This window comes from Stenotrophomonas sp. 610A2 (assembly GCF_030549615.1).
Classification (GTDB): domain Bacteria; phylum Pseudomonadota; class Gammaproteobacteria; order Xanthomonadales; family Xanthomonadaceae; genus Stenotrophomonas; species Stenotrophomonas pigmentata.
The window spans coordinates 658,694-681,312 of the sequence record NZ_CP130832.1 but is presented as its reverse complement, the minus strand read 5'-3'; the positions used below and the strand labels follow the sequence as shown (position 1 = coordinate 681,312).

The window sequence follows — 22,619 nt, the reverse complement described above, 5'->3', positions numbered from 1 at the left end:
ATGGCTGCATCGGCGGCTACGCGCGGTTGGGCGCTGCTTGCGGCAGGCTGCGCCGCAGCCAGCTGCGCAGGCAGCTTTGTGCCGGCAGTACCCGCCATTGCCACCAGCGCCAGCGCTGGCGCCGCCGCGATCGCCGCGTTGCTGGCGGCGATCAGTGCCGGCCGGCAGATGCGCCTGGCGCACGCCATGCAGCTGCAGATCGAAGAAGGCGTGCTGGAGAACAAGCGCCTGCTGGTTGCTGCACAGGACCACAAGACGCTGGAACAGGCCTTGCTGCAGGCAAAGCAGGCCGCCGAAGCCGCCACCCTCGCCAAGGGCGAGTTCCTGGCCACGATGAGCCATGAAATCCGCACACCGCTCAACGGCATCCTGCCGATGCTGGAGCTGGTCGCGCAGGGCCCGCTGAGCCTGGAACAGCGCAACATGCTGGACACTGCGACCGACAGTTCGCGGCAGCTGTTCCGCATCGTCGACGACATCCTCGACTACTCCAAGCTGGAAGCGAACCGGCTGGAGCTGGAAATCACCACCTTCAACCTGCGCGAAACCCTGGACGGCATGATGCGGCTGATGCAGCGCGCGGCCGAACACAAAGGCCTGCGCCTGTCCCTGCTGATCGACCCGGCCGTGCGCCTGTCGGTGCGCGGTGATCCGGTGCGGCTGCGCCAGGTGCTGGGCAACCTGCTGGTCAACGCGATCAAGTTCACCGAGCGCGGCGAGATCAACATCCACGTCAAGCGCCTGGGCGAGACCGCTGCACAGCACCTGCTGCGTTTCGAAGTTCGCGACACCGGCATCGGCCTGGATGCCGGCCAGGCGCAGCGCCTGTTCAATGCCTTCACCCAGGCCGACGCGTCCACCACCCGCCTGTATGGCGGCACCGGTCTGGGCCTGGCCATCTGCAAGCGCATCATCGACCTGATGCAGGGCAGCATCGGCGTGCAGTCCGAGCCGCTGCGTGGCTCGGTGTTCTGGTTCGAGATTCCGCTGCTGAAGGTCATCGGCGACCTGCGCCAATCCGAACACATGCGCAGCCGCCAGGTGTTGCTGGTTACCCCGGAGCCACGCCTGCGCCAACGGCTGCAGTTGGTGCTGCCGAACTGGGGCTATCAGCCGGTGGTCGCCAACAACCTGCAGGAGGCGCTGGAACGCCTGCGCCAACCCAGCATCTCCGGTGCCTTCCATGCGGTGATCGGCGACCTGGAACCGCTGCGCAACAGTGCGCCGGCGCTGCAGCGCGCCCTTGAACGCATGGATGACAAGCGCCCGCGCCTGCTGTGGCTGTACGGCGACGCGCCGATCGCCGACGTGCTGCGCGACGGCGCTACCCTGCTGCCGCGGCAGCTGCCCGACACCCAGCTGCGCAATGCGCTGGCCGAGCCCGTGCAGGTAGCACCGAGCCCAGACCCGACGCTGGCGCTGTGGGGCGAAAATGCGCCGGTTGCGGTCACAACAGCCGCGCCTGCACGCAGCACCGCACCGGCAGGCGCATTCGCCGACACTGCCGATACTGCCGTGGCCACCGCTGTTGCCGTTGCACCTGCAGCAGCACGCACAACGGCCAGCCCGGCCAGCGGCGCGGAACTGGCAGGCATGCAGGTACTGCTGGTCGAGGACAACTCGGTCAACCTGATGGTCGCGCAGAAGCTGCTCAAGATATTAGGCTGCGAGGTCGACACCGCGGTGAACGGCGCCATCGCCATCGACAAGATGCACGCCAAGCGCTACGACGCGGTGTTGATGGACTGCCAGATGCCGGTACTGGATGGTTTTGCCGCCACCGGCCGCTGGCGCGAACACGAAGCCAGCACTGCCGCCGATACCCGGCTGCCGATCATCGCCATCACCGCCAACGCCATGGCTGGCGACCGCCAGCGCTGCCTGGACAGCGGCATGGACGAATACCTGTCCAAACCCATCTCCCGCCCGCAACTCCTGAGCTGCCTGCTGGCCTTCAAGCCCGCGTCAGCCGCAACTACCGATCTGGTTAACAGCATGCCCACCACCGACCTCTCCGCCAATGCACTGGCTGCCGCCTCCACCGCACACACCGACGGCATCACCGCCTCGGTACTGGAGCGCAGCGTATTGGACGAACTGTTCGAGATCGCCGGTGAGGAGATCAGCGCCATCATCAGCGTGTTCCTGGAAGAAACCCCGCAGCTGGTGCGGGATCTGCAGGAAGCAGCGGTGATGCCCGATCTGCAGCGACTGGGCCAACTTGCGCACAGCCTGAAATCTTCCAGCGCGAATGTCGGTGTACTGGCCCTGTCCGAGGCCGCGCGCCGGCTTGAGCACGGCGCGCGCAATGGCACGCTGGAGCGGCCGACGGTGATGGTGGCACTGATCGTGGCCGAGTTCGGCCGTGCGCGCGTGGCGCTGACCGACTACCTGGCCAATCAGCTCGGCCAGGCGCCGGCACCTCACTGATCCGGCTGGCGCCGGATCAGTCTTCGAGCTTGCTGAGCAGGTAGTTCGGCTCGCCGATGCGCTCGATCAGATCAAGCTGGGTTTCCAGCCAATCGATGTGCTCTTCCTCGGAATCGAGGATCTTCACGAACAGCTCGCGGCTGACGTAATCGCTGATCGATTCGGCGTAGGCAACCGCATCGCGCAGCACCGCCGCCGCTTCGCTCTCCAGCGCCAGATCGCACTTGAGGATCTCGGTGGGGTTTTCGCCGATGCGCAGCTTGCCCAGCGCCTGGAAATTGGGCAGGCCTTCAAGGAACAGGATGCGATCAGAAAGCACGTCCGCGTGCTTCATCTCGTCGATCGACTCTTTGTATTCGTGTTCGGCCAGCTCGTTCAAGCCCCAGTTCTTCAGCATCTTGGCGTGCAGGAAGTACTGGTTGATGGCGGTCAGCTCGTTGTAGAGGACCTTGTTGAGAAATTCGATGACCTTGGCGTCGCCTTTCATGGCGCTGACTCCGACTAGGGGAACGAGCGCACTTTACCGGTTGCCGGCAGACAATGAAGGAACGCGAATCGTGATCATTAGCCACCGCCGTTGGCGGTGGCAGCAAGGCCTGCTCAGGCTGCCCGTAGCAAGGGCAGCGGCAGCTCGCGGGTAGCGCGGGCCTGCTCCAGCAGGCCGGCGGCCATGTCCAGGCAGGAGCCGCAGTTGGAGCCGCAGCCGGTACGCATGGTCAGCTCGGACACCGTGTCACATCCGGCAAGCGCGGCTTCACGGATCTGGTGATCGGTAACTCCATTGCAGATGCAAACGTACACGGCTTGACGCCCCTGAACCCGGCACGTAGCGGCCGTGTCAGCATTCAATCGCAAATGCGAATGGTTGTCAATTTCGGACGTTAATCATTATTAATCTTCTTCCCGCGCCAGGTTCCCGGGCGCCGCGGACGCTTGCGCGGGCGGTCGTGGCCAGCACTGCTGCCAGGCATCCACGCCTCCTGTGCGGACGCAGGCATCGCCTGCACGCCCTGGCCAGCTATACCCCGCGCCAACGGCGCCAAATGCCGCAAGGCGCGTGCGTAAACGCCGCGCTTGAAGATCACCACATGCTCCACCGGGTACCAGAAATCCACCCAGCGCCAGTGATCGAACTCCGGCGTGTCGGTTTCATCCAGACGTACATGCGCCTCGTCGCCGGTCAGCCGCAGCAGGAACCAGACCTGCTTCTGGCCGATGCAGACCTGCTTCTCGGTATGGCGGATGGCCCGCGTGGGCAGGCGGTAGCGAAGCCAACCGGGGGTCGCTCCCAGGACTTCGACGTGTTCAGGCAGCAGGCCGGTTTCTTCCTGCAATTCGCGATACATGGCCTCGACCGGGGTTTCGTCGGTGTTCATGCCACCTTGCGGGAACTGCCAGCCATCCCGGCGCACACGTCGTGCCCAGAACACCTGCCCGTCTTCCCGCATCAGCACTATGCCGACGTTCGGTCGATAGCCGTCCGGATCGATCACGATGCGGACTCCTAAAATTTCTACTGTCGAGGACTCTGCCATGGCTGCTGTCATGCCACAAGCAGAGAAAAACCTGTTGACAATGTGGCGCAACACCACCAGAATTACCGGCTCCCAAGGCTATGTAGCTCAGCCGGTTAGAGCACAGCACTCATAATGCTGGGGTCGGTGGTTCGAGTCCACCCATAGCCACCATGGGACGCAGGTTTTGCCTGCACTACAGCCCCGTCGCCAAGCGGTAAGGCATCTGACTCTGACTCAGACATTCGGAGGTTCGAATCCTTCCGGGGCTGCCAAACACAAAAGGCCTGATCGAAAGATCAGGCCTTTTTCTATTCCATCCCGCCACAGCCAGGACAACCAATAGGCCGGATGTGCGATAATCTTCACGCACCATAGCCCCGTCGCCAAGCGGTAAGGCATCTGACTCTGACTCAGACATTCGGAGGTTCGAATCCTTCCGGGGCTGCCATTTATAAAAGGCCAGATCGAAAGATCTGGTCTTTTTTGTGTCTGGCATTCTGGATTCCGGGCTTGGGCCTGGGATGAGCAGAGCAAAGGCCCAAGAGCCAAAGCCCCCCCCCAACCCTCCCCTGCGCTACGCGCAAGGGAGGGGACAAGTGCCGCACTTCCCGCGCCGGATGCGCATCGGGCGCAGCCATCCACCCCCTCCCTTGCGCGCCGCGCAGGGGAGGGTTGGGGAGGGGTGCTTTGGCTTTGGCTTTGGCTTTGGCTTTGGCTTTGGCTTTGGCTTTGGCTTTGGCTTTGGCTTTGGCTTTGGCTTTGGCTCTGGCTTTGGCCGTAGCCCTGGCTTTGACCCTGGCTTTGGCGAATCACCAATTCCGAATCACCAACCCCCAACTCCAACCCCAGAAACGACAAAAGCCCGGCCGGAGCCGGGCTTTTGCTTTCCCAGTGGGATTCCGAAGAATCCCACCCCGAAGCGATTAACGCTTGGAGAACTGGGTGGCGCGACGTGCCTTGTGCAGGCCGACCTTCTTACGCTCGACTTCACGGGCGTCACGGGTCATGAAGCCAGCCTTGCGCAGCTCGGACTTCAGGGTTTCGTCGTATTCGACCAGCGCACGGGCGATGCCCAGACGGATCGCACCGGCCTGGCCGGTGGTGCCGCCACCAGCAGCAGTGACAAGAATGTCAAAGCTTTCGGTGTTCTGGGTCAGTTCCAGCGGCTGACGCACGATCATGCGTGCGGTCTCACGGCCAAAGAACTCGTCCAGCGGACGGCCATTGACGGTGATCTTGCCAGTGCCCTTGCGCAGGAACACGCGGGCGGTCGAGGACTTGCGGCGGCCAGTGCCGTAGTTTTGAGTGATAGCCATGATTAGATATCCAGAACCTGCGGCTGCTGTGCTGCGTGCGGATGCTCAGTGCCTGCATAGACCTTGAGCTTGCGGTACATCTGACGACCCAGCGGGCCCTTCGGCAGCATGCCCTTCACGGCGGTCTCAATGACGCGCTCCGGGTGACGCTCAAGCGCCTGCTCCAGGGTTTCGGTCTTCAGGTTACCGATGTAACCGGTGAAGCGATGGTACTTCTTGTCCTTCAGCTTCTTGCCGGTAACAGCAATCTTGTCGGCATTGATGACGACCAGGTAATCACCGGTGTCAACATGCGGGGTGTAAACCGGCTTGTGCTTGCCACGCAGGCGGCGAGCCAGCTCGGTGGAAAGACGACCCAGCGTCTTGCCGGCGGCGTCAACGAGGTACCAGTCGCGCTGGACGGTCTCGTTCTTTGCAGTGAAAGTGCTCATAAAGAACTCAGGTAGGTCGGGCTGGTTGCGGCGAGATGAACCACCGGAACTTTGCCACGCGTTGTGAAGGTGAAACAGAAGAGGCGGGATTGTACTGGCCGTACGGCCCCGGCGCAACCCGACGGCTGAACGGGCACCCTGCTCCGGCCTTGGCAGCTTCGCAGCCAGCGGCGAGAATCGGGCATACCCCACTGCACTGCCCGCCATGATCACCGCCCGCGTACATACGCCGCTGGACCACCTGCTGACCGAAGCCCAACGCGCCCTGGATACGGTGTTCGGCAATCCGCCGGCCGCCCGCCCCAACCCGGCCGGTGACACACCCGAGGTGGTCCTGGAGCCAGCCGAAGTCCGCCACGCGGCCGGGCTGATGCGCATCAACCACGTCGGCGAGGTCTGTGCGCAGGGCCTGTACTTCGGCCAGGCCGCGGTCGCGCGTGACCCGGCCACGCGCGCGCACCTGCTCGACGCCGCGCAGGAAGAGACCGATCACCTGAGCTGGTGCGCGGACCGCCTGCGCGAACTGGACAGCCGCCCCAGCCTGTTCAACCCGCTCTGGTACGCCGGCAGCTACACCATCGGCACCCTGGCCGGCCTGCGCGGTGACGGCTGGAACCTGGGCTTCGTGGTGGAGACCGAGCGCCAGGTGGAAGCACACCTGGATGAGCACTTGGAGACCTTGCCGCCCGCCGACCAGCGCAGCCGCGAGATCCTCAAGGTGATGAAGCTCGACGAAGCACGCCACGCCGAGCACGCCGAACATGCTGGCGCGCGCAAGCTGCCGTTCCCGATCCCATCGGTAATGGCGCTCGCGTCCAAGGCAATGAAGGCCGTGGCCTACCGGATGTAACACCCCTTCCGTAGAGCCGAGCCATGCTCGGCCGGGGCGCGCTTCACCTGTAGTGCCGAGCCATGCTCGGCTGGGGAACGCTTCACCTGTAGTGCCGAGCCATGCTCGGCTAGGGAATGCTTCACTTGTAGAGCCGAGCCATGCTCGGCTGGGGCATTACCGGTAGAGCCCCTGCCGAGCATGGCTCGCCACTACCTTGGCTACCTCAGCTGACCAGCTTCAGGCCAATCACGCCGGTCACGATCAGGCCGATGCACAGCAGGCGTGGCCAACTGGCGCTGTCGCCGAACATGACCAGCCCGGCAATCGCCACGCCAACGGCGCCGATTCCGGTCCAGATCGCATAGCCGGTACCGACCGGAATGGTGCGCAGCGCCTGGGTCAGCAGCCACAGGCTGATGCCGGCAAACACCACGGTGAACACGCTCGGCCAGAGCCGGGTAAAGCCTTCGCTGAACTTCAGGCCCAGCGCGAATCCAATCTCGAACAGGCCCGCAAGCAGCAGGTAAATCCAGGGCATCGCAATTTCCTCAACAAAAAAGACAGCGGCCCGGTGATTTCGCACCGAGCCGCCGTCGACAAACGTCTGCATTGCTGCAGGGCGGGCCGTCCCGCCTGTTTTTGCGCAGATCGGCATGCCGACCTGCGCGGTTTTACTTACTCGGCCAGGTTGCGGCCGTGGAACAGCTCTTCGATCTCGCGGCGCAGCAGCGCCTCGATCTTCATGCGTTCCTTGAACGACAGGTTCTTGGCCTTCTCTTCGAACAGGTACTGGTCCAGGTCGAAGTCCTTCAGGTGCATCTTGGTGTGGAAGATGTTTTCCTGATAGACATTGACGTCGAACATCTCGTAACGCGACTTGATGTTCTTGGCCAGGAAGTTCTGGATCGAATTGATCTTGTGGTCGATGTAGTGCTTCTTGCCCTTGATGTCACGGGTGAAGCCACGCACGCGGTAATCCATGATCACGATGTCTGATTCCAGACTCTCGATCAGGTAGTTCAGCGCCTTCAACGGCGAGATCACACCGCAGGTTGCCACGTCGATATCGGCGCGGAAGGTAGCGATGCCTTCCTGCGGATGCGTTTCCGGATAGGTGTGCACGGTGATGTGCGACTTGTCCATATGCGCAACCACGGCGTCGGAGATCAACTCCTTGCCGGCCTGCTTCTTGTCGATCACCGGCTCCTCGGAAATGAGAATTGTGACCGAGGCACCCTGGGGGTCGTAATCCTGACGCGCAATGTTCAGGATGTTCGCACCGATGATCTCTGCGACATCGGTGAGGATCTGCGTGAGTCGATCGGCGTTGTATTCCTCGTCGATGTACTCGATATAACGCTGGCGCTCCTCTTCGGTACGCGCATAGCAGACGTCATAAATGTTGAAGCTCAAGGCCTTGGTGAGGTTGTTGAATCCTTGCAACCTCAGGCGAGGCAACGGCTTGACCACGGCGGTCGATCCTGTAGATGGTGGGAAAGGAGGAAGTATGGGGCAAAGTGGGTCGCTGTGATACTTGCACCGTCACGCCCGTTTGCCCCTTATGCTCGGCCTCGTTAAGCTTGCTCATTAAGCAAGTTCATCCAAACTGTGAACGCCATCATGAGCCCAGGTAACGCCAACACCGTGTCAAACGTGCGTCTTGCCTCCAGCCCGCTGGCGCTGGATATCGCTACCATCGACCGATTCCTGGCCCACAGCCACCGCCGCCGGTACCCGGCGCGGACCGACGTGTTCCGCCCTGGCGACCCTGCCGGGACGATGTATTACGTGATCAGCGGCTCGGTCAGCATCATTGCCGAGGAAGACGACGACCGGGAACTGGTGCTGGGCTACTTCGGCGCAGGCGAGTTTGTCGGCGAAATGGGCCTATTCATCGAATCGGACAAGCGCGAAGTCATCCTCCGCACCCGCACCCCCTGCGAGCTGGCCGAGATCAGCTACGAGCGCCTGCACCAGCTGTTCCTGGGCCCGCTGTCAGTGGATGCGCCCAAGCTGCTGTACGCCATCGGCTCGCAGATCTCCCGGCGCCTGCTGCACACCAGCCGCAAGGCCAGCCGCTTGGCCTTCCTGGACGTGACCGACCGCATCATCCGCACCTTGCACGATCTGTCCAAGGAACCGGAGTCGATGAGCCACCCGCAGGGCACCCAGCTGCGCGTTTCCCGCCAGGAAATCGCCCGACTGGTGGGCTGCTCGCGGGAAATGGCCGGCCGCGTGCTGAAGAAGCTGCAGGCCGATGGCCTGCTGCATGCCCGCGGCAAGACCGTGGTGCTTTACGGGACGCGGTAGCACCCGCTCAGCGGGTGTTACCCCCATGGTTTGCGGAGCAAACCATGGGCCCCGGCTTATCAGCTCCCAAATCCCCGCGCCTGTCGGCGCGCCCCCTTTACCAAAGGGGGCTATCTGGCTTGATTTACCTCGGGAAAGCCCGCTGCCTGCGATCTGGTAGCCCGGGTAAGCGGCGCGCACCCGGGGCTTTTCGCGCGTTGGTGGCCACGCCCTCAGGCGCCCCCAGCAGAGTGATGTTTATCGACGTCCCGGGTGCGCTGCGCTTACCCGGGCTACGGTGTTGAAGTGTGATGTCTGTCGGGGCCAGAAATCTCATTCGCCATTGCGAATTCCTGGTCCACGTCGTGCTCGATGCCAGGCCAGATCGCCATTCCGCGCCCCCCCCCGCGAGCAACCATATCGCCGACATAACGGCGAATTAGCGACCGTTCGGCGCTGATATTGGTCAGGATTCAACCTAAACCATTACTTTCCGATGTAGCTTTCCTTGACCTGCCCTGCCCCGGCCCGCAGGCTTGGCGGATGGAATTTGGCAACGAATTTTATTGGTTCATCCTGATCGGCCTCGGCGCGCAGCTGGTGGACGGCGCACTGGGCATGGCGTTCGGGCTGATTTCATCCTCGGTGCTGCTGAGCATGGGACTGCCACCGGCGGCGGTCAGCGCCAGCATCCATACCGCCGAAGTGTTCACCACCGGCGCCTCCGGGGTCTCGCACCTGGCGGCCGGCAATGTCGACAAGCGCCTGTTCTTTCGGCTGGCGATACCCGGTGCCGTCGGCGGTGCCATCGGCGCCTATGTGCTGACCCAGCTGCCCGGCGACGTGGTGCGCCCCTTCATCTACCTCTACCTGCTGGTACTGGCGATCTTCATCCTGGCTCGGGCGGCCGGCAAGTTCATGGCCAAGCAGGAAGTGAAGCGGGTGCCGGTGCTGGGCTTCTTCGCCGGCCTGCTGGACGCCACCGGCGGCGGTGGCTGGGGGCCGGTGGCCACCTCCACCCTGCTGGCCCGTGGCGGCCAGGCGCGCACCACGATCGGCTCGGTAAACGCGGCCGAGTTCGTGGTCACCCTGTCGATCTCGGCAACCTTCCTGCTGTCGATGGGCCTGCAGCACCTGTCCATCGTCGCCGGCCTGCTGGTCGGCGGGATGATGGCCGCGCCGGTAGCGGCACTGCTGGTCAAGCGGGTCAAGGAACGCTGGGTACTGATCGCCGTCGGCGTGCTGGTGCTGTCGATCAGCCTGTTCCAGATTGGAATGGCGGTGGTGAAGCTGCGCGGGGCTTGAGCCGCGTGAGGCGATGTTGCTCTTAATAGCCCCTCTCCCGTTTACGGGAGAGGGGTTGGGGTGAGGGCGGCTTTTGCCTTAAAGCCCTACAAGCCCCCTCATCCGCCCTCCGGGCACCTTCTCCCGCTTGCGGGAGAAGGGATGCTGGCTCCGGCTAGATTACTGCCGCAGCGGCTTGCCGCCGCGGCCCGGGCAGCCCCAGTTGAGGATCGGGGTGCCGGCCGGCAGTACCTTGCCGAAGTATTCAACGCGCGAATGCTTGGGGTTCACTACCACCGGCGCCTTGGCGGCCTTGAGCAGCGGCAGGTCGGCGGTGCTGTCGGAGTAGGCGATGGCGATGTCGCCATAGCCGCGCTCGCGCAGCATGCGCATCTTTTCTTCGTTGTGGCAGTGGCGGGTGGCGCCCATCGCGCCCAGTCGCGGACCCACCTCGCTGCCGATCACCGGCACGCCCTGCTCGGCCACGAAGGCGAGGATGGCGCGGGCCAGCTCCGGCGGTGCGCCGGTGGCCACGATCACCCGGTCGCCGGCACGGCGGTGCGCGGCGAATACCTGCAGGGCGTGTGGCAACAGGTGCTGGCGGATCTCGTCCTCGTGCTTGAGCACGTACTGGTCGATCACCTTGTTGAACTCACGTGCCTGGTGCAGGCCGAAGGTGGCGATCCAGACGTAGCCTGAGATGCCGAAGCGGCGCGTCGGCAGCATCGCCACCAGCGGCCCCAGCAGCGGCGTGGCGAGGATGGCCACCAGCAGGCGCAGCGGATTGCGCTTGATCAGCCAGGCGAACAGGTGGCTGCCGGAATCGCCGTCGTACAGGGTGTGATCGAAGTCGAAGACGACCAGTTGCGCGTCGTCACGCGGGTTCGGGTAGGGATCAGTCATGCCGGGAAGAATAGCTGACGCAGACCCTCGCCCGGCTCTTCCACGCGCATGAAGGTCTCGCCTACCAGGAAGGCATTGACCCCGGCACTGCGCATCAGGGCCACGTCAGCCGGACCCATGATGCCGCTTTCGGTGACCAGCAGGCGGTCGCGCGGCACCGCATCCTTCATCGACAGCGTGTTTTCCAGCGACACCTCGAAGGTGCGCAGGTTGCGGTTGTTGATGCCGACCAGCGGCACCGGCACCTGGATGGCACGTTCCAGCTCGTCGATGTCATGCACTTCGACCAGCACGTCCATGCCCAGCTGCATCGCTAGGTCGGACAGCTCGGCCAGCTGGCGGTCATCCAGCGCCGACACGATCAGCAGGATGCAGTCAGCGCCCAGCACACGCGCTTCGACCACCTGGTAGGGGTCGATGACGAAGTCCTTGCGCAGCACCGGCAGCGTGCAGGCTTCGCGGGCCTGCTGCAGGTAGGCATCCGCGCCCTGGAAGAAGTCCACATCGGTCAGCACCGACAGGCAGCTGGCGCCGCCGAACTCATAGCTCACCGCGATATCTGCCGGGTGGAAATCCGGGCGGATCACGCCCTTGGAGGGGCTGGCCTTCTTGACCTCGGCAATCACCGCCGGGTCGCCATTGGCAATCGCCGCGTTCAGCGCATTGGCAAAGCCGCGTACCGGCGAGGCATCGGCCAGGCGCGCCTTCAACTCGGCCAGCGGCACGCGGGCGCTGCGCTCGGCTACCTCCTGCACTTTGCGGGCGAGGATGGTGTTGAGGATGTCGCTCATGGATCTGCTTCCTGGAAGACGGGCGTTGCTGACGCAGGTGATTGGGGGATTATCAGGGATTGCCGGCCAGCACGCGGCTGGCATCGACGTACTGCTGCATGCGCGCGCGTGCGCTGCCATCGGCGATCACCGCGCGGGCGCGGGCCAGACCATCGGCAATGCTGTCGGCGACACCGGCCACATACAGCGCGGCACCGGCATTGAGCGCGACGATATCGTTGGCCGGCCCCGACTGGTTATCCAGCACCGCGCGCAGCATGGCGATGGACTCCGCCGGATTCTCCACCTTGAGGTTGCGGCTGGCGGACATGGCGATACCGAAATCTTCCGGATGAATCTCATACTCGCGCACCTTGCCGTCGCGCAGCTCGCCAACCAGGGTGCCAGCGCCCAGCGAGATCTCATCCATGTTGTCGCGGCCCCACACCACCAGCGCACGCTCAGCGCCCAGCTCGCGCAGTACGCGTGCCTGGATGCCGACCAGATCCGGATGGAACACGCCCATCAGGATATTGGTGGCGCCAACCGGATTGGTCAGCGGGCCGAGGATGTTGAAGATGGTGCGCACGCCCATCTCGCGGCGTACCGGCGCAACCACCTTCATTGCCGGGTGGTGCATGGGCGCGAACATGAAACCGATGCCGGTCTGCTCGATGGCTTGTGCCACCTGCTCGGGCTGCAGCTCGATCACCGCGCCCAGCGCTTCCACCGCATCGGCACTGCCGGACTTCGACGACACGCTTCGGTTGCCATGCTTTGCGACCTTGGCACCAGCAGCAGCGACCACGAACATGGAGCAGGTGGAGATGTTGAAGGTATGCGAGCCATCGCCGCCGGTGCCGACGATGTCGACCAGATGGGTCTTGTCGGCAACCTGCACCGGGCGCGCGAACTCGCGCATCACCGTGGCGGCACCGGCGATTTCGCCAACGGTTTCCTTCTTCACGCGAAGGCCGGTGAGGATGGCGGCGGTCATGGTCGGCGAGATTTCGCCACGCATGATCTGCCGCATCAGGTCGACCATCTCGTCGAAGAAGATCTCGCGGTGCTCGATGGTGCGTTGCAGGGCTTCCTGCGCGGTGATGGTCATGACAACTCCAGAATCAGGAAATAACGATGTAGTCGCTTTGGCTGTGGATGCCGGCGTGTGCGCCACGTAGCAACTGCACGTGCAGGCCACCGATCGGCCCGACCGGCAGGCAGTTGTCCACCTCCAGCAGGGCGTCGCGGTGCGGCTTGATCCACTGCGCTTCGGCCTGCGCCAGCGCCTTGCGCTTGGCTTCGACTGCATCGGCGGCAACCACCAGCAGGTAGCGATGTGCTTCGCCGAACTCGCCTTCGACGTAACCGCCGAGGTTGACGAAGAACAGCGTCGGCGCGTCAGCCGCAGGCACGTCATCGGAAATGCGTACCTGCCAGTCGTCGACACCATCGACCGTCATCCACGAATCGAGATGCAGGCCTGCAGCCTCGCCGAACCATTGCTGGCGCAGCTGCGGATAGGTGTGCTCGATGCTGGGACCAACCGCGAACACCACGTCGTGCACCTCGGTATTGGCGCGCGCATGGCGACCGCCGAGCATCACCACGAACAGACGGAAATCTTCCAGGCTCACGGCGTCGGCCTCGCAGTCAGTGCCAACCGCAGGCCGAAGCCGATGAACAGCACGCCGGCCAGCTTGTCCAGCCACTGCATGCCACGCGCAGCCCAACGGCTGCTGCGCACACGATCGGCCGCCAACACGTAAGCCGCGTTGATCGGCAGCGCGTTGACCATGAAGATCAGGCCCAACAGTGCAAACGCCAACGGCTTGTTCTGCACCGACGGCGCGATGAACTGCGGCAGGAAGGCCAGGAAGAACAGCACCACCTTCGGGTTCAGCACATTGGTCAGGAAGCCACCGGCGAATACCTGCCACCACGAACCAGCGCTGCCACCGCTGGCGGCGATATCGGCCTGCAGGGTCGACTCACCGGTATTGCGCAGCAGGCGCACGCCCACCCACAGCAGATAGGCTGCGCCGATCCACTTGATCACGGTGAACAAGGTGGCCGAGGTCGCCAGCAGCACGCCCAGGCCCAGTGAGGCCAGTGCGACGTGCACCAGACAACCGGCACTGATGCCGGCGATCGCAGCGAAACCGGCGCGACGACCACCACGCAGCGAGCGGCTGATGATGTACAGCACATCCGGGCCCGGTGTCAGGTTCAACAACCAGCCCGCGAGCATGAACAACAGCAACTGACTCGGTTCGATCAACATGTGCGGTCCAGGAAGTTCTTCATCAGCGCGTGACCGTGCTGGGTGAGGATGGATTCGGGATGGAACTGCACGCCTTCGACCGGATACTCGCGGTGGCGCAGGCCCATGATCTCTTCCATCGAACCGTCCGGATTCTCGGTCCAGGCGGTGATTTCCAGCGCTGCCGGCAGCGTGTTCTTGTCCACCACCAGCGAGTGGTAGCGGGTGGCCTCGTAGCGGTCCGGCAGGCCGGCGAACACGCCCTTGCCTTCATGCCGGATCGGCGACACCTTGCCATGCATGATGTTGCTGGCACGGATCACGTCACCGCCATAGATCTGGCCGATGGCCTGGTGGCCCAGGCACACGCCGAACAGCGGAATGTTCGGGCCGAGCTGGCGGATCACCTCCAGCGACACACCGGCTTCGTTCGGCGTCTTCGGGCCGGGCGATACCACGATGTGCGAAGGCTTGAGCGCGGCGATTTCAGCGACGCTCATCGCGTCATTGCGCACCACCTTCACTTCGGCACCCAGCATCTGCAGGTATTGCACGAGGTTGAAGGTGAAGCTGTCGTAGTTGTCGATCATCAACAGCATGGTCAGGAACTCATTGGGCGATCAGGAAGATCGCGTAGACGTTTTCGGAAAGTGTGATGCTGCCAGCTTCCAGCGATTCAGCGAAGAAGCCATCAGCCGACCGAGCATTAGCCTGTATGTCGACAGGAGGCACTGGTGGCGCTGGCAGGCCCTGTGAACCGCGCGCTCCCGGCCACGTCCCCGCCTGAATGCCGTAAGCGAAATTCGGTGCAACTTCGGAAATGGTGTACAGCCCGCCCAGGCGCACTCCATAGGAATCAGCCAGCTTCTGCGCCGTGTCCCGTGTCTGTTGCGCGGCTTGGCGCTTCAACTCGGCCCGCACTGCGGCCTCATCCTTGAAGCTGGTGGTGATGCCCGATACCTGCAATTCTTCGCTGGTCTTCAAGCTGCCGAGCAAGCGGCGTACTTCCTCCAGGGACGCAAACCGGGCAGACAGCGAACGCTCGACCTTGCTGCCGGCAAACACCTGCGCATTGTTCTCGTACCGGTACTCTGGGCTGATGCTCAATGCCGATGCCTGCACGCTGTCATTCAGCGCATGCTGCGCCTTGAACGCGGCCAGTACCTGCGACGCGTTGGCCTGTGCACGTTCGCGGGCAAGGGCCGGATCCTTGTCGACCGAACGCAGCGTCACGTTGATAGCGAACTGGTCAGGCACAACCTCACGCTGCGCCTGACCCTTCACCAGTAGATGCGGTTGCGACGGGAGGCTGTTGGCCTGCGCCATCACAGCCAATGGAACCAGCGACAACAGCAGAACCAACGCACGCGGCAGTATCTGGCGCATCAACCCATCTCCTTGGTGAAGTCAGACATCGTCTCGAACCTGCAAGGCACGGCAATCAGGAGCCGGCACGAAGTGCATCACAGCCCCTTCGCCGCCTGCGCCACCGCGCGGAACAGCGCGCGGCCCTTGTTCATGGTTTCCTGCCATTCGGCATCCGGATCGGAGTCGTAGACCACGCCGCCGCCTGCCTGCACGTACAGGTAACCGTCCTGGATCACCGCGGTACGGATGGCGATGGCGGTATCGGCATCGCCGTTCCAGCCGATGTAGCCGACCGCGCCGGAATAGACATTGCGCTTGACCGGTTCCAGCTCGCGGATGATCTCCAGCGCGCGGATTTTCGGCGCGCCGCTGACGGTGCCGGCCGGGAAGGTCGCACGCATCACATCGCTATAGCTCAGGCCGGCCCTCAAGGTGCCGGTGACTTCGCTGACGATGTGCATGACGTGGCTGTAGCGCTCGATCACGAACTGCTCGCCGACCTTGACCGTGCCCGGTTCAGCGACGCGGCCCACGTCATTGCGACCGAGGTCGATCAACATCACGTGCTCGGCGCGCTCCTTGGGATCGGCCAGCAGCTCGACTTCCAGTGCCTTGTCCAGCTCCGGCGTGGCGCCGCGCGGGCGGGTGCCGGCGATCGGGCGCACGGTGACGATGCCATCGCGCAGCCGCGCCAGGATCTCCGGCGAGGAGCCGACCACCTGGGTGCCGCCAACATCGATGAAATACATGTACGGCGACGGATTCAACGCGCGCAGCGCGCGGTAGACATCGATCGGCCGCGCACGGAACGGCACGCGCAGGCGCTGGCTCGGCACCACCTGGAAGATATCGCCGGCACGCACGTATTCCTGCGCCTTGCGCACCACCGCATGGTATTCCTCGCGGGTGAACGAGGACTGGAAATCCTGCTCGTCGATGGCGTCGGACACCTGCGACTGCGGGTAACCGGCACCGCCCTGACGCAGACGGTGCGCCAGCTCATCGAGGCGACGGTTCGCGCGTGCCCAGGCCTGCGGTTGCGCCGGATCAGCGTGCACGATCAGGTACAGGCGGCCCTTGAGGTTGTCGAACACCGCCAACTCTTCGGACAGCATCAGCAGGATGTCGGGCGTACCGAGTTCATCAGGCTTTTCGCCCGCGCCCAGGTGCGGCTCGATGTACTGGATGCACTCAAAGCCGAACCAGCCGACCAGGCCGCCAGTGAAGCCCGGCAGGCCTTCCAGCTGCGGTACCGAGTACTGCTTGCGCAGCACTTCGACCTCGGCCAATGGATCAGCCACCTCGCGGCGCTCGACGACTTCGCCCAGCTCGCTGACTTCCAGCGTGTGGCCACGGAAGCTGTACGTGCGGCGCGCGGGCATGCCGATGATGGAGTAGCGCCCGAAGCGCTCACCACCTTCGACCGATTCAAACAGGTAGGTGTACGGACCGTCGGCGAGCTTCAGGTAGACCGAGAGCGGCGTGTCCAGGTCGGACAGCACTTCGCGGACGACGGGTACGAAATTATGCGGGTGTGCGCTGTGGCCTTCAGCGGCCAGCTGCTGGAACTGCTCTTGCGTGATCAAGACGGCTTTCCTTCCGGGAATCGACGGTGGCGGTACGGACGACGGCAACGGGCCACCATCGCCACCAGCGGCGAGCGGAAGAAAGGGAACGCTTGGTCGTCAGAATGGGCACCGCGCAACTCTACCGCAAGAACGGCGCCCGGTGTGCATCTGCAACATGATCAGATGCTTGCAGTGGCAACGATTCAGCCGCCAAACAGTGGCGTTTCCGCCGGAAGATGCATGCGTACCCGGCCTTCCACGCACTGGAGATGGAAGCGCCGGGCCTGCAGCGGTTCACCGTCCAGGTTCAGGGTGAGCAGTTGCTCGGCCTCGATCCACAACTCGCTCAGGCGGGCGCGTTCAGCCACCTGCTCCAGTGCGGCGTGCTTGCCCTCGCTGAACAAGGTCCCGAGGGTGGCCATCAGCTCGCCGGACAGCTCAGGGATGATGCTCAGGTCCAGCAAGCCATCATCGAGCAATGCATCCGGGCATAGCTGCTGGCCGCCACCGGCCTGGCGGCCATTGCCGATACCAAGTGCGATGAAACCGCCCTGCCACTCGAAATCCTCGCCACGGATGCGTGCCTGGATCGGCTCGATCCGCCCCAGCTTGCCGATCCCGGTGATGACGTAGGCCAGGCCGCCGAGCATCTTCTTCAGGCCTTCATGGGTTTCCACCGTCACTTCGGTGCCAAAGCCACCGCTGGCCAGGTTGGCGCACCAGTGCACCTTGCCATCGCCTTCCACGCGCAGCAAATCGATGGCGCGTGCCTGCGTATGTGCTGGCAGCTGCAATGCCGCGAGCGGTTCGACGGGAATGCCGGCGGCGGTGGCGAAGTCATTGGCGGTGCCGAGCGGCAGCAAGGCCATAGCCGGCAATCGGGATGCATCCTGACCGGTGTGCGCCAGCGCCTCGGCAACTTCGCTCAAGGTGCCGTCACCGCCGCCAGCGATCAGCAACTGCGCCTGTGCAGCGATGGCTTCTCGCACATAACGCTCGGCGTCACCTGCTTCCCAGGTCACCCGCACCTTGAGGTCCTGGCCCTGCCCGCGCAACTGCGCAACCGCATCACGCACGGCATCGTCGCCTGCGGACTTGCCATTGAGGATCAGGTAACAGGGCGCTGGGTGCATGCGGTTCTCCATTGAAGGCGCGCAGCCTAGCAAGTGGATTGCTGCATCCAGGTGAATGTCACCGCCTTGTCACAGCGCATCCGGAGAATGGAAGTCCATAGCAAGGACGACGGATGGAGGCAGGATCAGCCTCCGGCATATTCCCCGGCCGCGACGGCAACGTCGCGGCTTTTTTTTGCTTCACCTGTAGAGCCGAGCCATGCTCGGCTGGGGCATTACCGGGGAATTCCAAAGATCACAGGTGAAGCCTCTGCCGAGCATGGCTCGGCACTACAGTTCAGTCGCCTTTGGCGAACTTGTGCAGCGCTTCGCCTTGCAGGCGGTAGACCGTCCATTCGTCCTGCGCTACTGCACCGGCGGCCTTGTAGAAGTCGATCGCTGGCGTATTCCAGTCCAGCACCGACCATTCGAAACGACCGCAGCCCCGCTCCACCGCCAACCTGGCGATGTGCTGCAGCAAGGCCTTGCCGGCACCGCTACCACGCGCTTCCGGGCTGACGTACAGGTCTTCCAGGTAGATGCCGTTGCGGCCCAGCCAGGTCGAGTAGTTGTAGAAGAACACGGCATAACCAATCGCCTTGCCGTCGCGTTCGCAGATCAGCGCCTGCGCCTTCGCATCAGCAGCAAACAGGCTGGCGCGAATGCCGGCCTCGTCGGTCTGCACCGAGGATTCGGCCTTCTCGTAAATGGCCAGCTCGCGGATGAAGTGCAGGATCAGGCCTGCGTCATCGGCGATGGCCGGACGAATCTGCACTTCAGCCGCGCTCATCACTCAGCCTCGCGCCGCGGCGACATTGCCGCGCATCTTGCTGATCATCTCGGCATAGTTGGGCGCATTGAAAATGGCCGAACCGGCAACGAAGGCATCGGCACCGGCAGCAGCGATCTCACCGATGTTGTCGGCCTTTACGCCGCCGTCCACTTCCAGCAGCACCGGCTTGCCGAGCTTGTCGATCATCGCCCGCACCGCACGCAGCTTGTCCAGGGTCGAGGGGATGAAGGCCTGGCCGCCGAAACCCGGGTTGACCGACATCAGCAGCACCAGGTCCAGGTCTTCCAGCACCCAGTCCAGCACCTCGACCGGGGTTGCCGGGTTCAGCACCAGGCCGGCCTTGCAGCCGTGCGACTTGATCAGCTGGATGGTTCGGTGCACGTGGCGACTGGCTTCCGGGTGGAAGCTGATGATGCTGGCACCGGCCTCGGCGAAGTCCGGCACGATGCGGTCGACCGGCTCGACCATCAGGTGCACGTCGATCGGCGCGGTGACGCCATGCTTGCGCAGGGCCTGGCAGACCATCGGGCCGATGGTCAGGTTGGGCACGTAGTGGTTGTCCATCACGTCGAAATGGACCCAATCGGCGCCAGCGGCCAACACGTTGTCGACCTCCTCGCCGAGCTTGGCGAAATTGGCCGAGAGAATGGACGGGGCAATGATGCAGTTGGACATGACAGAGCCTTTCAGCGTTTACGCAGGGATTTGATGCGGTCGTAGGCGGCGTTGATCTGCCGCGACTTCCTTTCGGCCTGGGCGCGCAGTTCGGGCGCGGCGCCGGCCACTTTGTCGGGGTGGTACTGGGACATCAGGCGGCGGTAGGCCAGGTCGATCTCGGCATCGGTGGCGTCGCGGGTAACCCCCAGTTCACGGTACGGCAGGTCCTTGCCCAGCTTGAACCAGTCGTTGTCGAAGGCATGCCCCAGCAACAGGCCAATTATCCCGCCAAACAAGGGGTTGGGCCTGAAAAGCAGGGCCCCGGCGATGAAGCCGAACAGTTTTCCGTACCAGCGCATGGGTGGGTGAATGGCCTGTGGACAATCAAGACGCGCATTTTATGCCACAGCGGCCCAATCCGGCCGTACACTAGGCCGCCCGCCGACCAGCCGCGGGCCCTGCGGGTCCTCCAGACCCGGGTCCTCCAAGCCGGCGGCATTCATTGCCAAGTCCCAGGAGTGCCCGTGCCGACCACGCTGTTGCAATCCGATCTTCCCGGCCTGCCCTTGCGCCATCGCGGCAAGGTGCGTGATGTGTTTGATATCCCGCGCGAACGTCTGCCAGCCGGAACACCCCCGGGCGAGTACCTGCTGATGGTTGCCACCGATCGCCTGTCGGCGTTCGACGTGGTACTGCCCGACCCGATCCCGGGCAAGGGCGAGATGCTGTGCCAGGTGTCCAACTTCTGGTTCGCCAAGACCGCGCACCTGATGCCCAACCACCTGACCGGCATCGACGTGGCCAGCGTGCTGCCCGAAGGCGTCGACGCGGCGCTGTACGCCAAGCGCGCTGTGGTGACCAAGAAGCTCAAGCCGGTACCCGTCGAGGCCATTGCCCGCGGCTACGTGATCGGCAGCGGCTGGAAGGACTACCAGCGCACCGGCAAGATCAGCGGCATCGCCCTGCCCGACGGCCTGCAGCAGGCCGAGAAGCTGCCCGAAGCCATCTTCACCCCGTCCACCAAGGCGGCGGTGGGCGACCACGACGAGAACATCGACTTCGACGCGATGGTCAAGGCGGTTGGCGCCGACATGGCCGAGAAGGTGCGCGATGCCACCCTGCGCATCTACAAGTTCGCCGCCGAATACGCGGCCGAGCGCGGCATCCTGCTGGCTGATACCAAGTTCGAGTTCGGTACCGACGCCGACGGCCGCCTGTACATCATGGACGAGATGCTGACCCCGGATTCCTCGCGTTACTGGCCGGCCGACGAGTACCAGGTGGGCATCAGCCCGCCGAGCTACGACAAGCAGTTCGTGCGCGACCACCTGGAAACGCTGGATTGGGACAAGACCGCCCCGGGCCCGGCGCTGCCGGCCGAGGTGATCGAACGCACCCGCGCCAAGTACGCCGAAGCGCTGGACAAGCTGGCCGGCATCCGCATCGACTGATCCTGCAAGCTGGATCACGGATGCGCACGCCACCGTGCGCATCCGTAGGGAAGCCGCGCTATGCTCTGCCGGTCAACCTGGGAGGGTAGCTGGAATGAGTATCGCGCGACCGGTGGATCGTTACTTCGCCAGCTACTCCGGCGATCACGTCAACCACACCAACCAGGCCATCCACGTCATCGCGGTGCCCGCGATCCTGTGGTCGGTCATCGCCCTGCTGTGGTGCATCCCGCCACTGGTGCCGTGGTTCCAGCACGGCATCTGGGCCGCCTTCGCCATGTTCGGCACCTGGGCCTATTACAACCGCCTGTCACGCCCGCTGGGCATCGGCATGCTGATCATCTTCTTCGTGTTCGGTTGCATCTGCCGGCTGCTGGAAGACCGGCTCGGCATACAGATGCTGCTGTATGTCGCCATCGGCGTATTCGTGGTGGCGTGGATAGCACAGTTCATCGGCCACAAGATCGAAGGCCGCCGGCCGAGTTTCCTCACCGACCTGACCTATCTGCTGATCGGACCGATCTGGGTGCTGTCCAAGCTGTTCCGGCAGTTCGGCTGGCGCTACTGAGTGCGGCGGATACATCCGCCGCACCATCTGCCCACCTGAGCCGGCACGCAGGAACACACCTCCCGGCGAACAGGCTATGCCTGTGCTGATCCCGGCGGCGCACTGAACATCGCCGCCTCGGCAACGAAGGCGCGCGGTGCGTAGCCGAAATCACGCCGTGCCGGTTCAATATCGAACGCAAGCGGCTCGGTCATCCGCGCCAACGCCGCTGCATTCATGCCCTGCAGGCGACCACCAGCGTGGGCCAGCCGCAACGCCAGCTTGAACAACGGTGCGGGTACCCGCAGCAGGCGCGGGCGCGCAGGCAGGCAAGCCAGCGTCCGCCGCACCATCTCCGCATAAGCCAGCACCTCGCCACCGCCCAGTGCGTAGGCTTGGCCAGCGGTTGCCGGATGCGCCAGCACCTGCATCGCCGCATCGGCAAGATCCTGCACGTGCACAGGCTGGCGCCGGCCATTGGCATTGGCCGGCAACACGAAGAATCCAGTGCGCGTGGCCAGTGCCGCGATCTTGGTCAGGGTTTTATCGCTGGCAGCGCCGTAGACCAGGGTTGGCCGCAGCACCGTCGCGGCCACGTTCCGCGCCGCTGCACTGTCGAACAACAGACGCTCGGCTTCGCGCAGACGTCGTGCGACATCGCGCTCGGCAGGCTCGGACGAATCCTGCTTTACATCGACGCTGGTGGAGCCGAAGGCGACCACGCGCGGCGCAGCGCTGGCCGATGTCGCATACCAGCGCGCGAAGTGGTCCAGCGGGCCACAGCTGAAAACCGCATCCACGGCCTGCTCCGGCAGATTGGTACTGGACAGATCGCCCAGCTGCCAAGCCACGCCAGGCATGGGCTCACGCGCCTGCCGGGTCACCGCGGTCACCTGCCAGCCTGCGGCCGCCAGATTCGCCAGCAGGCGCTTGCCGATCTGGCCACTGCCACCAAATACCAGCGCGCGGCGTTGCTCCGCTGCGCTGCGAATATCGTTTTCCATGCGCGGAAGGATAGGCGAAGCAGGCCTGATTCCGCAGCCATTGGCGGGATTGAGCATCGCGCCGTAGGGACGCTGGGAGCGCCG

General features: G+C 64.0%; 26 protein-coding genes and 3 tRNA genes. 9 read left to right on the top strand and 20 right to left on the bottom strand.

Annotation, left to right across the window (positions count from 1 at the left end):
- On the top strand, positions 1–2,430 hold the full coding sequence (locus Q5Z11_RS03050) for an ATP-binding protein (protein WP_303748661.1): 2,430 nt from the start codon (positions 1–3) through the stop codon (positions 2,428–2,430).
- A gap of 16 nt (positions 2,431–2,446) precedes the next feature.
- Here the strand turns inward: Q5Z11_RS03050 and bfr are convergent, their stop codons facing one another.
- From bfr to Q5Z11_RS03035, 3 genes are all read right to left on the bottom strand, one after another.
- Positions 2,447–2,917, bottom strand: a complete 471-nt coding sequence (gene bfr, locus Q5Z11_RS03045) for a bacterioferritin (protein WP_303748660.1) — start codon at positions 2,915–2,917, stop codon at positions 2,447–2,449.
- 113 nt (positions 2,918–3,030) lie between these two features.
- Complete coding sequence (locus Q5Z11_RS03040; protein ID WP_296249808.1) at positions 3,031–3,231, bottom strand: (2Fe-2S)-binding protein; 201 nt, start codon at positions 3,229–3,231, stop codon at positions 3,031–3,033.
- Positions 3,232–3,311: 80 nt separating this feature from the next.
- Entirely contained in the window at positions 3,312–3,923 is a 612-nt protein-coding gene (locus Q5Z11_RS03035) for an RNA pyrophosphohydrolase (RefSeq protein ID WP_303748659.1), read from the bottom strand.
- A gap of 118 nt (positions 3,924–4,041) precedes the next feature.
- On the opposite strand from Q5Z11_RS03035, the gene Q5Z11_RS03030 reads away from it, so the two are divergent.
- The 3 genes from Q5Z11_RS03030 to Q5Z11_RS03020 all read left to right on the top strand — a co-directional run bounded on the left by Q5Z11_RS03030 (position 4,042) and on the right by Q5Z11_RS03020 (position 4,395).
- A tRNA-Met gene (locus Q5Z11_RS03030) sits at positions 4,042–4,118 on the top strand.
- Positions 4,119–4,144: 26 nt separating this feature from the next.
- A tRNA-Gln gene (locus Q5Z11_RS03025) sits at positions 4,145–4,219 on the top strand.
- A 101-nt stretch (positions 4,220–4,320) separates the two neighbouring features.
- Positions 4,321–4,395 (top strand) — tRNA-Gln (locus Q5Z11_RS03020).
- A 475-nt stretch (positions 4,396–4,870) separates the two neighbouring features.
- On the opposite strand, the gene rpsI is transcribed toward Q5Z11_RS03020, so the two are convergent.
- The gene (gene rpsI, locus Q5Z11_RS03015; protein WP_303748658.1) at positions 4,871–5,263 is read right to left on the bottom strand and encodes a 30S ribosomal protein S9; all 393 of its coding nucleotides are present in this window, start codon (positions 5,261–5,263) and stop codon (positions 4,871–4,873) included.
- Positions 5,264–5,265: 2 nt separating this feature from the next.
- Positions 5,266–5,694 (bottom strand): 50S ribosomal protein L13, encoded by a 429-nt coding sequence (gene rplM, locus Q5Z11_RS03010; protein WP_282273385.1) that lies wholly within the window; start codon positions 5,692–5,694, stop codon positions 5,266–5,268.
- 205 nt (positions 5,695–5,899) lie between these two features.
- On the opposite strand from rplM, the gene coq7 reads away from it, so the two are divergent.
- Positions 5,900–6,544: a 2-polyprenyl-3-methyl-6-methoxy-1,4-benzoquinone monooxygenase gene (gene coq7 / locus Q5Z11_RS03005; protein ID WP_303748657.1), complete on the top strand. Its 645-nt coding sequence runs from the start codon at positions 5,900–5,902 to the stop codon at positions 6,542–6,544.
- A gap of 205 nt (positions 6,545–6,749) precedes the next feature.
- Here the strand turns inward: coq7 and Q5Z11_RS03000 are convergent, their stop codons facing one another.
- Both Q5Z11_RS03000 and speD read right to left on the bottom strand, forming a co-directional pair.
- Positions 6,750–7,064 carry a DMT family transporter gene (locus Q5Z11_RS03000; RefSeq protein ID WP_303748656.1) on the bottom strand — a complete coding sequence of 105 codons (315 nt, stop codon included), beginning with the start codon at positions 7,062–7,064 and terminating at the stop codon, positions 6,750–6,752.
- Positions 7,065–7,201: 137 nt separating this feature from the next.
- Positions 7,202–7,996 (bottom strand): adenosylmethionine decarboxylase, encoded by a 795-nt coding sequence (speD, locus tag Q5Z11_RS02995; RefSeq protein ID WP_282271635.1) that lies wholly within the window; start codon positions 7,994–7,996, stop codon positions 7,202–7,204.
- A gap of 150 nt (positions 7,997–8,146) precedes the next feature.
- Here speD and crp point away from each other — a divergent pair, with 150 nt between their 5' ends.
- Together crp and Q5Z11_RS02985 are read left to right on the top strand one after the other, a co-directional pair.
- Positions 8,147–8,836: a cAMP-activated global transcriptional regulator CRP gene (crp, locus tag Q5Z11_RS02990; RefSeq protein ID WP_303748655.1), complete on the top strand. Its 690-nt coding sequence runs from the start codon at positions 8,147–8,149 to the stop codon at positions 8,834–8,836.
- A gap of 522 nt (positions 8,837–9,358) precedes the next feature.
- On the top strand, positions 9,359–10,120 hold the full coding sequence (locus tag Q5Z11_RS02985) for a sulfite exporter TauE/SafE family protein (protein WP_303748654.1): 762 nt from the start codon (positions 9,359–9,361) through the stop codon (positions 10,118–10,120).
- Positions 10,121–10,279: 159 nt separating this feature from the next.
- Here Q5Z11_RS02985 and Q5Z11_RS02980 read toward each other — a convergent pair whose 3' ends face one another.
- The 12 genes from Q5Z11_RS02980 to Q5Z11_RS02925 form a co-directional block, all read right to left on the bottom strand.
- A complete protein-coding gene (locus Q5Z11_RS02980) occupies positions 10,280–11,002 on the bottom strand; it encodes a haloacid dehalogenase-like hydrolase (protein ID WP_303748653.1) in 723 nt (240 codons plus the stop codon).
- Entirely contained in the window at positions 10,999–11,793 is a 795-nt protein-coding gene (trpC, locus tag Q5Z11_RS02975) for an indole-3-glycerol phosphate synthase TrpC (RefSeq protein ID WP_303748652.1), read from the bottom strand. The genes Q5Z11_RS02980 and trpC overlap by 4 nt, the downstream gene beginning before the upstream one ends.
- A 52-nt stretch (positions 11,794–11,845) precedes the next feature.
- A complete protein-coding gene (gene trpD, locus Q5Z11_RS02970; RefSeq protein WP_303748651.1) occupies positions 11,846–12,883 on the bottom strand; it encodes an anthranilate phosphoribosyltransferase in 1,038 nt (345 codons plus the stop codon).
- Between the two features lie 13 nt (positions 12,884–12,896).
- The gene (locus tag Q5Z11_RS02965; RefSeq protein WP_303748650.1) at positions 12,897–13,409 is read right to left on the bottom strand and encodes a DUF1543 domain-containing protein; all 513 of its coding nucleotides are present in this window, start codon (positions 13,407–13,409) and stop codon (positions 12,897–12,899) included.
- Complete coding sequence (locus Q5Z11_RS02960) at positions 13,406–14,056, bottom strand: LysE family translocator (RefSeq protein WP_303748649.1); 651 nt, start codon at positions 14,054–14,056, stop codon at positions 13,406–13,408. Before Q5Z11_RS02960 ends, Q5Z11_RS02965 begins: the two co-directional genes overlap by 4 nt.
- Positions 14,050–14,634: an anthranilate synthase component II gene (locus Q5Z11_RS02955; protein ID WP_296249788.1), complete on the bottom strand. Its 585-nt coding sequence runs from the start codon at positions 14,632–14,634 to the stop codon at positions 14,050–14,052. The genes Q5Z11_RS02960 and Q5Z11_RS02955 overlap by 7 nt, the downstream gene beginning before the upstream one ends.
- A gap of 10 nt (positions 14,635–14,644) precedes the next feature.
- Positions 14,645–15,421, bottom strand: coding sequence for an SIMPL domain-containing protein (locus Q5Z11_RS02950; RefSeq protein WP_303748648.1), 777 nt, complete (start codon positions 15,419–15,421; stop codon positions 14,645–14,647).
- A 77-nt stretch (positions 15,422–15,498) separates the two neighbouring features.
- The gene (trpE, locus tag Q5Z11_RS02945; protein ID WP_303748647.1) at positions 15,499–16,989 is read right to left on the bottom strand and encodes an anthranilate synthase component I; all 1,491 of its coding nucleotides are present in this window, start codon (positions 16,987–16,989) and stop codon (positions 15,499–15,501) included.
- 185 nt (positions 16,990–17,174) lie between these two features.
- Positions 17,175–18,104, bottom strand: a complete 930-nt coding sequence (gene yegS, locus Q5Z11_RS02940) for a lipid kinase YegS (RefSeq protein ID WP_303748646.1) — start codon at positions 18,102–18,104, stop codon at positions 17,175–17,177.
- A gap of 277 nt (positions 18,105–18,381) precedes the next feature.
- Complete coding sequence (locus Q5Z11_RS02935) at positions 18,382–18,873, bottom strand: GNAT family N-acetyltransferase (protein WP_303748645.1); 492 nt, start codon at positions 18,871–18,873, stop codon at positions 18,382–18,384.
- A 3-nt stretch (positions 18,874–18,876) separates the two neighbouring features.
- Positions 18,877–19,551 (bottom strand): ribulose-phosphate 3-epimerase, encoded by a 675-nt coding sequence (rpe, locus tag Q5Z11_RS02930; RefSeq protein ID WP_303748644.1) that lies wholly within the window; start codon positions 19,549–19,551, stop codon positions 18,877–18,879.
- 11 nt (positions 19,552–19,562) lie between these two features.
- A complete protein-coding gene (locus Q5Z11_RS02925; protein WP_303748643.1) occupies positions 19,563–19,892 on the bottom strand; it encodes a J domain-containing protein in 330 nt (109 codons plus the stop codon).
- A 165-nt stretch (positions 19,893–20,057) separates the two neighbouring features.
- Here Q5Z11_RS02925 and Q5Z11_RS02920 point away from each other — a divergent pair, with 165 nt between their 5' ends.
- Together Q5Z11_RS02920 and Q5Z11_RS02915 are read left to right on the top strand one after the other, a co-directional pair.
- Positions 20,058–20,984: a phosphoribosylaminoimidazolesuccinocarboxamide synthase gene (locus Q5Z11_RS02920; RefSeq protein WP_303748642.1), complete on the top strand. Its 927-nt coding sequence runs from the start codon at positions 20,058–20,060 to the stop codon at positions 20,982–20,984.
- 94 nt (positions 20,985–21,078) lie between these two features.
- On the top strand, positions 21,079–21,552 hold the full coding sequence (locus Q5Z11_RS02915; RefSeq protein ID WP_303748641.1) for an Mpo1 family 2-hydroxy fatty acid dioxygenase: 474 nt from the start codon (positions 21,079–21,081) through the stop codon (positions 21,550–21,552).
- 74 nt (positions 21,553–21,626) lie between these two features.
- Here Q5Z11_RS02915 and Q5Z11_RS02910 read toward each other — a convergent pair whose 3' ends face one another.
- Positions 21,627–22,535, bottom strand: a complete 909-nt coding sequence (locus tag Q5Z11_RS02910) for an NAD-dependent epimerase/dehydratase family protein (protein WP_303748640.1) — start codon at positions 22,533–22,535, stop codon at positions 21,627–21,629.
- Positions 22,536–22,619: the final 84 nt, after the last annotated feature.

What these genes read in the sequence shown, in the direction of transcription:
- Q5Z11_RS02925 (WP_303748643.1), bottom strand. Translation starts at nt 19,892, where the DNA reads ATGCGCTGGTACGGAAAACTGTTCGGCTTCATCGCCGGGGCCCTGCTT.
- Q5Z11_RS03000 (WP_303748656.1), bottom strand. Translation starts at nt 7,064, where the DNA reads ATGCCCTGGATTTACCTGCTGCTTGCGGGCCTGTTCGAGATTGGATTC.
- Q5Z11_RS02950 (WP_303748648.1), bottom strand. Translation starts at nt 15,421, where the DNA reads ATGCGCCAGATACTGCCGCGTGCGTTGGTTCTGCTGTTGTCGCTGGTT.
- Q5Z11_RS02910 (WP_303748640.1), bottom strand. Translation starts at nt 22,535, where the DNA reads ATGGAAAACGATATTCGCAGCGCAGCGGAGCAACGCCGCGCGCTGGTA.
- Q5Z11_RS02960 (WP_303748649.1), bottom strand. Translation starts at nt 14,056, where the DNA reads ATGTTGATCGAACCGAGTCAGTTGCTGTTGTTCATGCTCGCGGGCTGG.
- trpD (WP_303748651.1), bottom strand. Translation starts at nt 12,883, where the DNA reads ATGACCATCACCGCGCAGGAAGCCCTGCAACGCACCATCGAGCACCGC.
- Q5Z11_RS02915 (WP_303748641.1), top strand. Translation starts at nt 21,079, where the DNA reads ATGAGTATCGCGCGACCGGTGGATCGTTACTTCGCCAGCTACTCCGGC.
- yegS (WP_303748646.1), bottom strand. Translation starts at nt 18,104, where the DNA reads ATGCACCCAGCGCCCTGTTACCTGATCCTCAATGGCAAGTCCGCAGGC.
- coq7 (WP_303748657.1), top strand. Translation starts at nt 5,900, where the DNA reads ATGATCACCGCCCGCGTACATACGCCGCTGGACCACCTGCTGACCGAA.
- crp (WP_303748655.1), top strand. Translation starts at nt 8,147, where the DNA reads ATGAGCCCAGGTAACGCCAACACCGTGTCAAACGTGCGTCTTGCCTCC.
- rpe (WP_303748644.1), bottom strand. Translation starts at nt 19,551, where the DNA reads ATGTCCAACTGCATCATTGCCCCGTCCATTCTCTCGGCCAATTTCGCC.
- Q5Z11_RS02985 (WP_303748654.1), top strand. Translation starts at nt 9,359, where the DNA reads ATGGAATTTGGCAACGAATTTTATTGGTTCATCCTGATCGGCCTCGGC.
- rplM (WP_282273385.1), bottom strand. Translation starts at nt 5,694, where the DNA reads ATGAGCACTTTCACTGCAAAGAACGAGACCGTCCAGCGCGACTGGTAC.
- rpsI (WP_303748658.1), bottom strand. Translation starts at nt 5,263, where the DNA reads ATGGCTATCACTCAAAACTACGGCACTGGCCGCCGCAAGTCCTCGACC.
- Q5Z11_RS03050 (WP_303748661.1), top strand. Translation starts at nt 1, where the DNA reads ATGGCTGCATCGGCGGCTACGCGCGGTTGGGCGCTGCTTGCGGCAGGC.
- Q5Z11_RS02935 (WP_303748645.1), bottom strand. Translation starts at nt 18,873, where the DNA reads ATGAGCGCGGCTGAAGTGCAGATTCGTCCGGCCATCGCCGATGACGCA.
- Q5Z11_RS02980 (WP_303748653.1), bottom strand. Translation starts at nt 11,002, where the DNA reads ATGACTGATCCCTACCCGAACCCGCGTGACGACGCGCAACTGGTCGTC.
- trpC (WP_303748652.1), bottom strand. Translation starts at nt 11,793, where the DNA reads ATGAGCGACATCCTCAACACCATCCTCGCCCGCAAAGTGCAGGAGGTA.
- Q5Z11_RS02955 (WP_296249788.1), bottom strand. Translation starts at nt 14,634, where the DNA reads ATGCTGTTGATGATCGACAACTACGACAGCTTCACCTTCAACCTCGTG.
- bfr (WP_303748660.1), bottom strand. Translation starts at nt 2,917, where the DNA reads ATGAAAGGCGACGCCAAGGTCATCGAATTTCTCAACAAGGTCCTCTAC.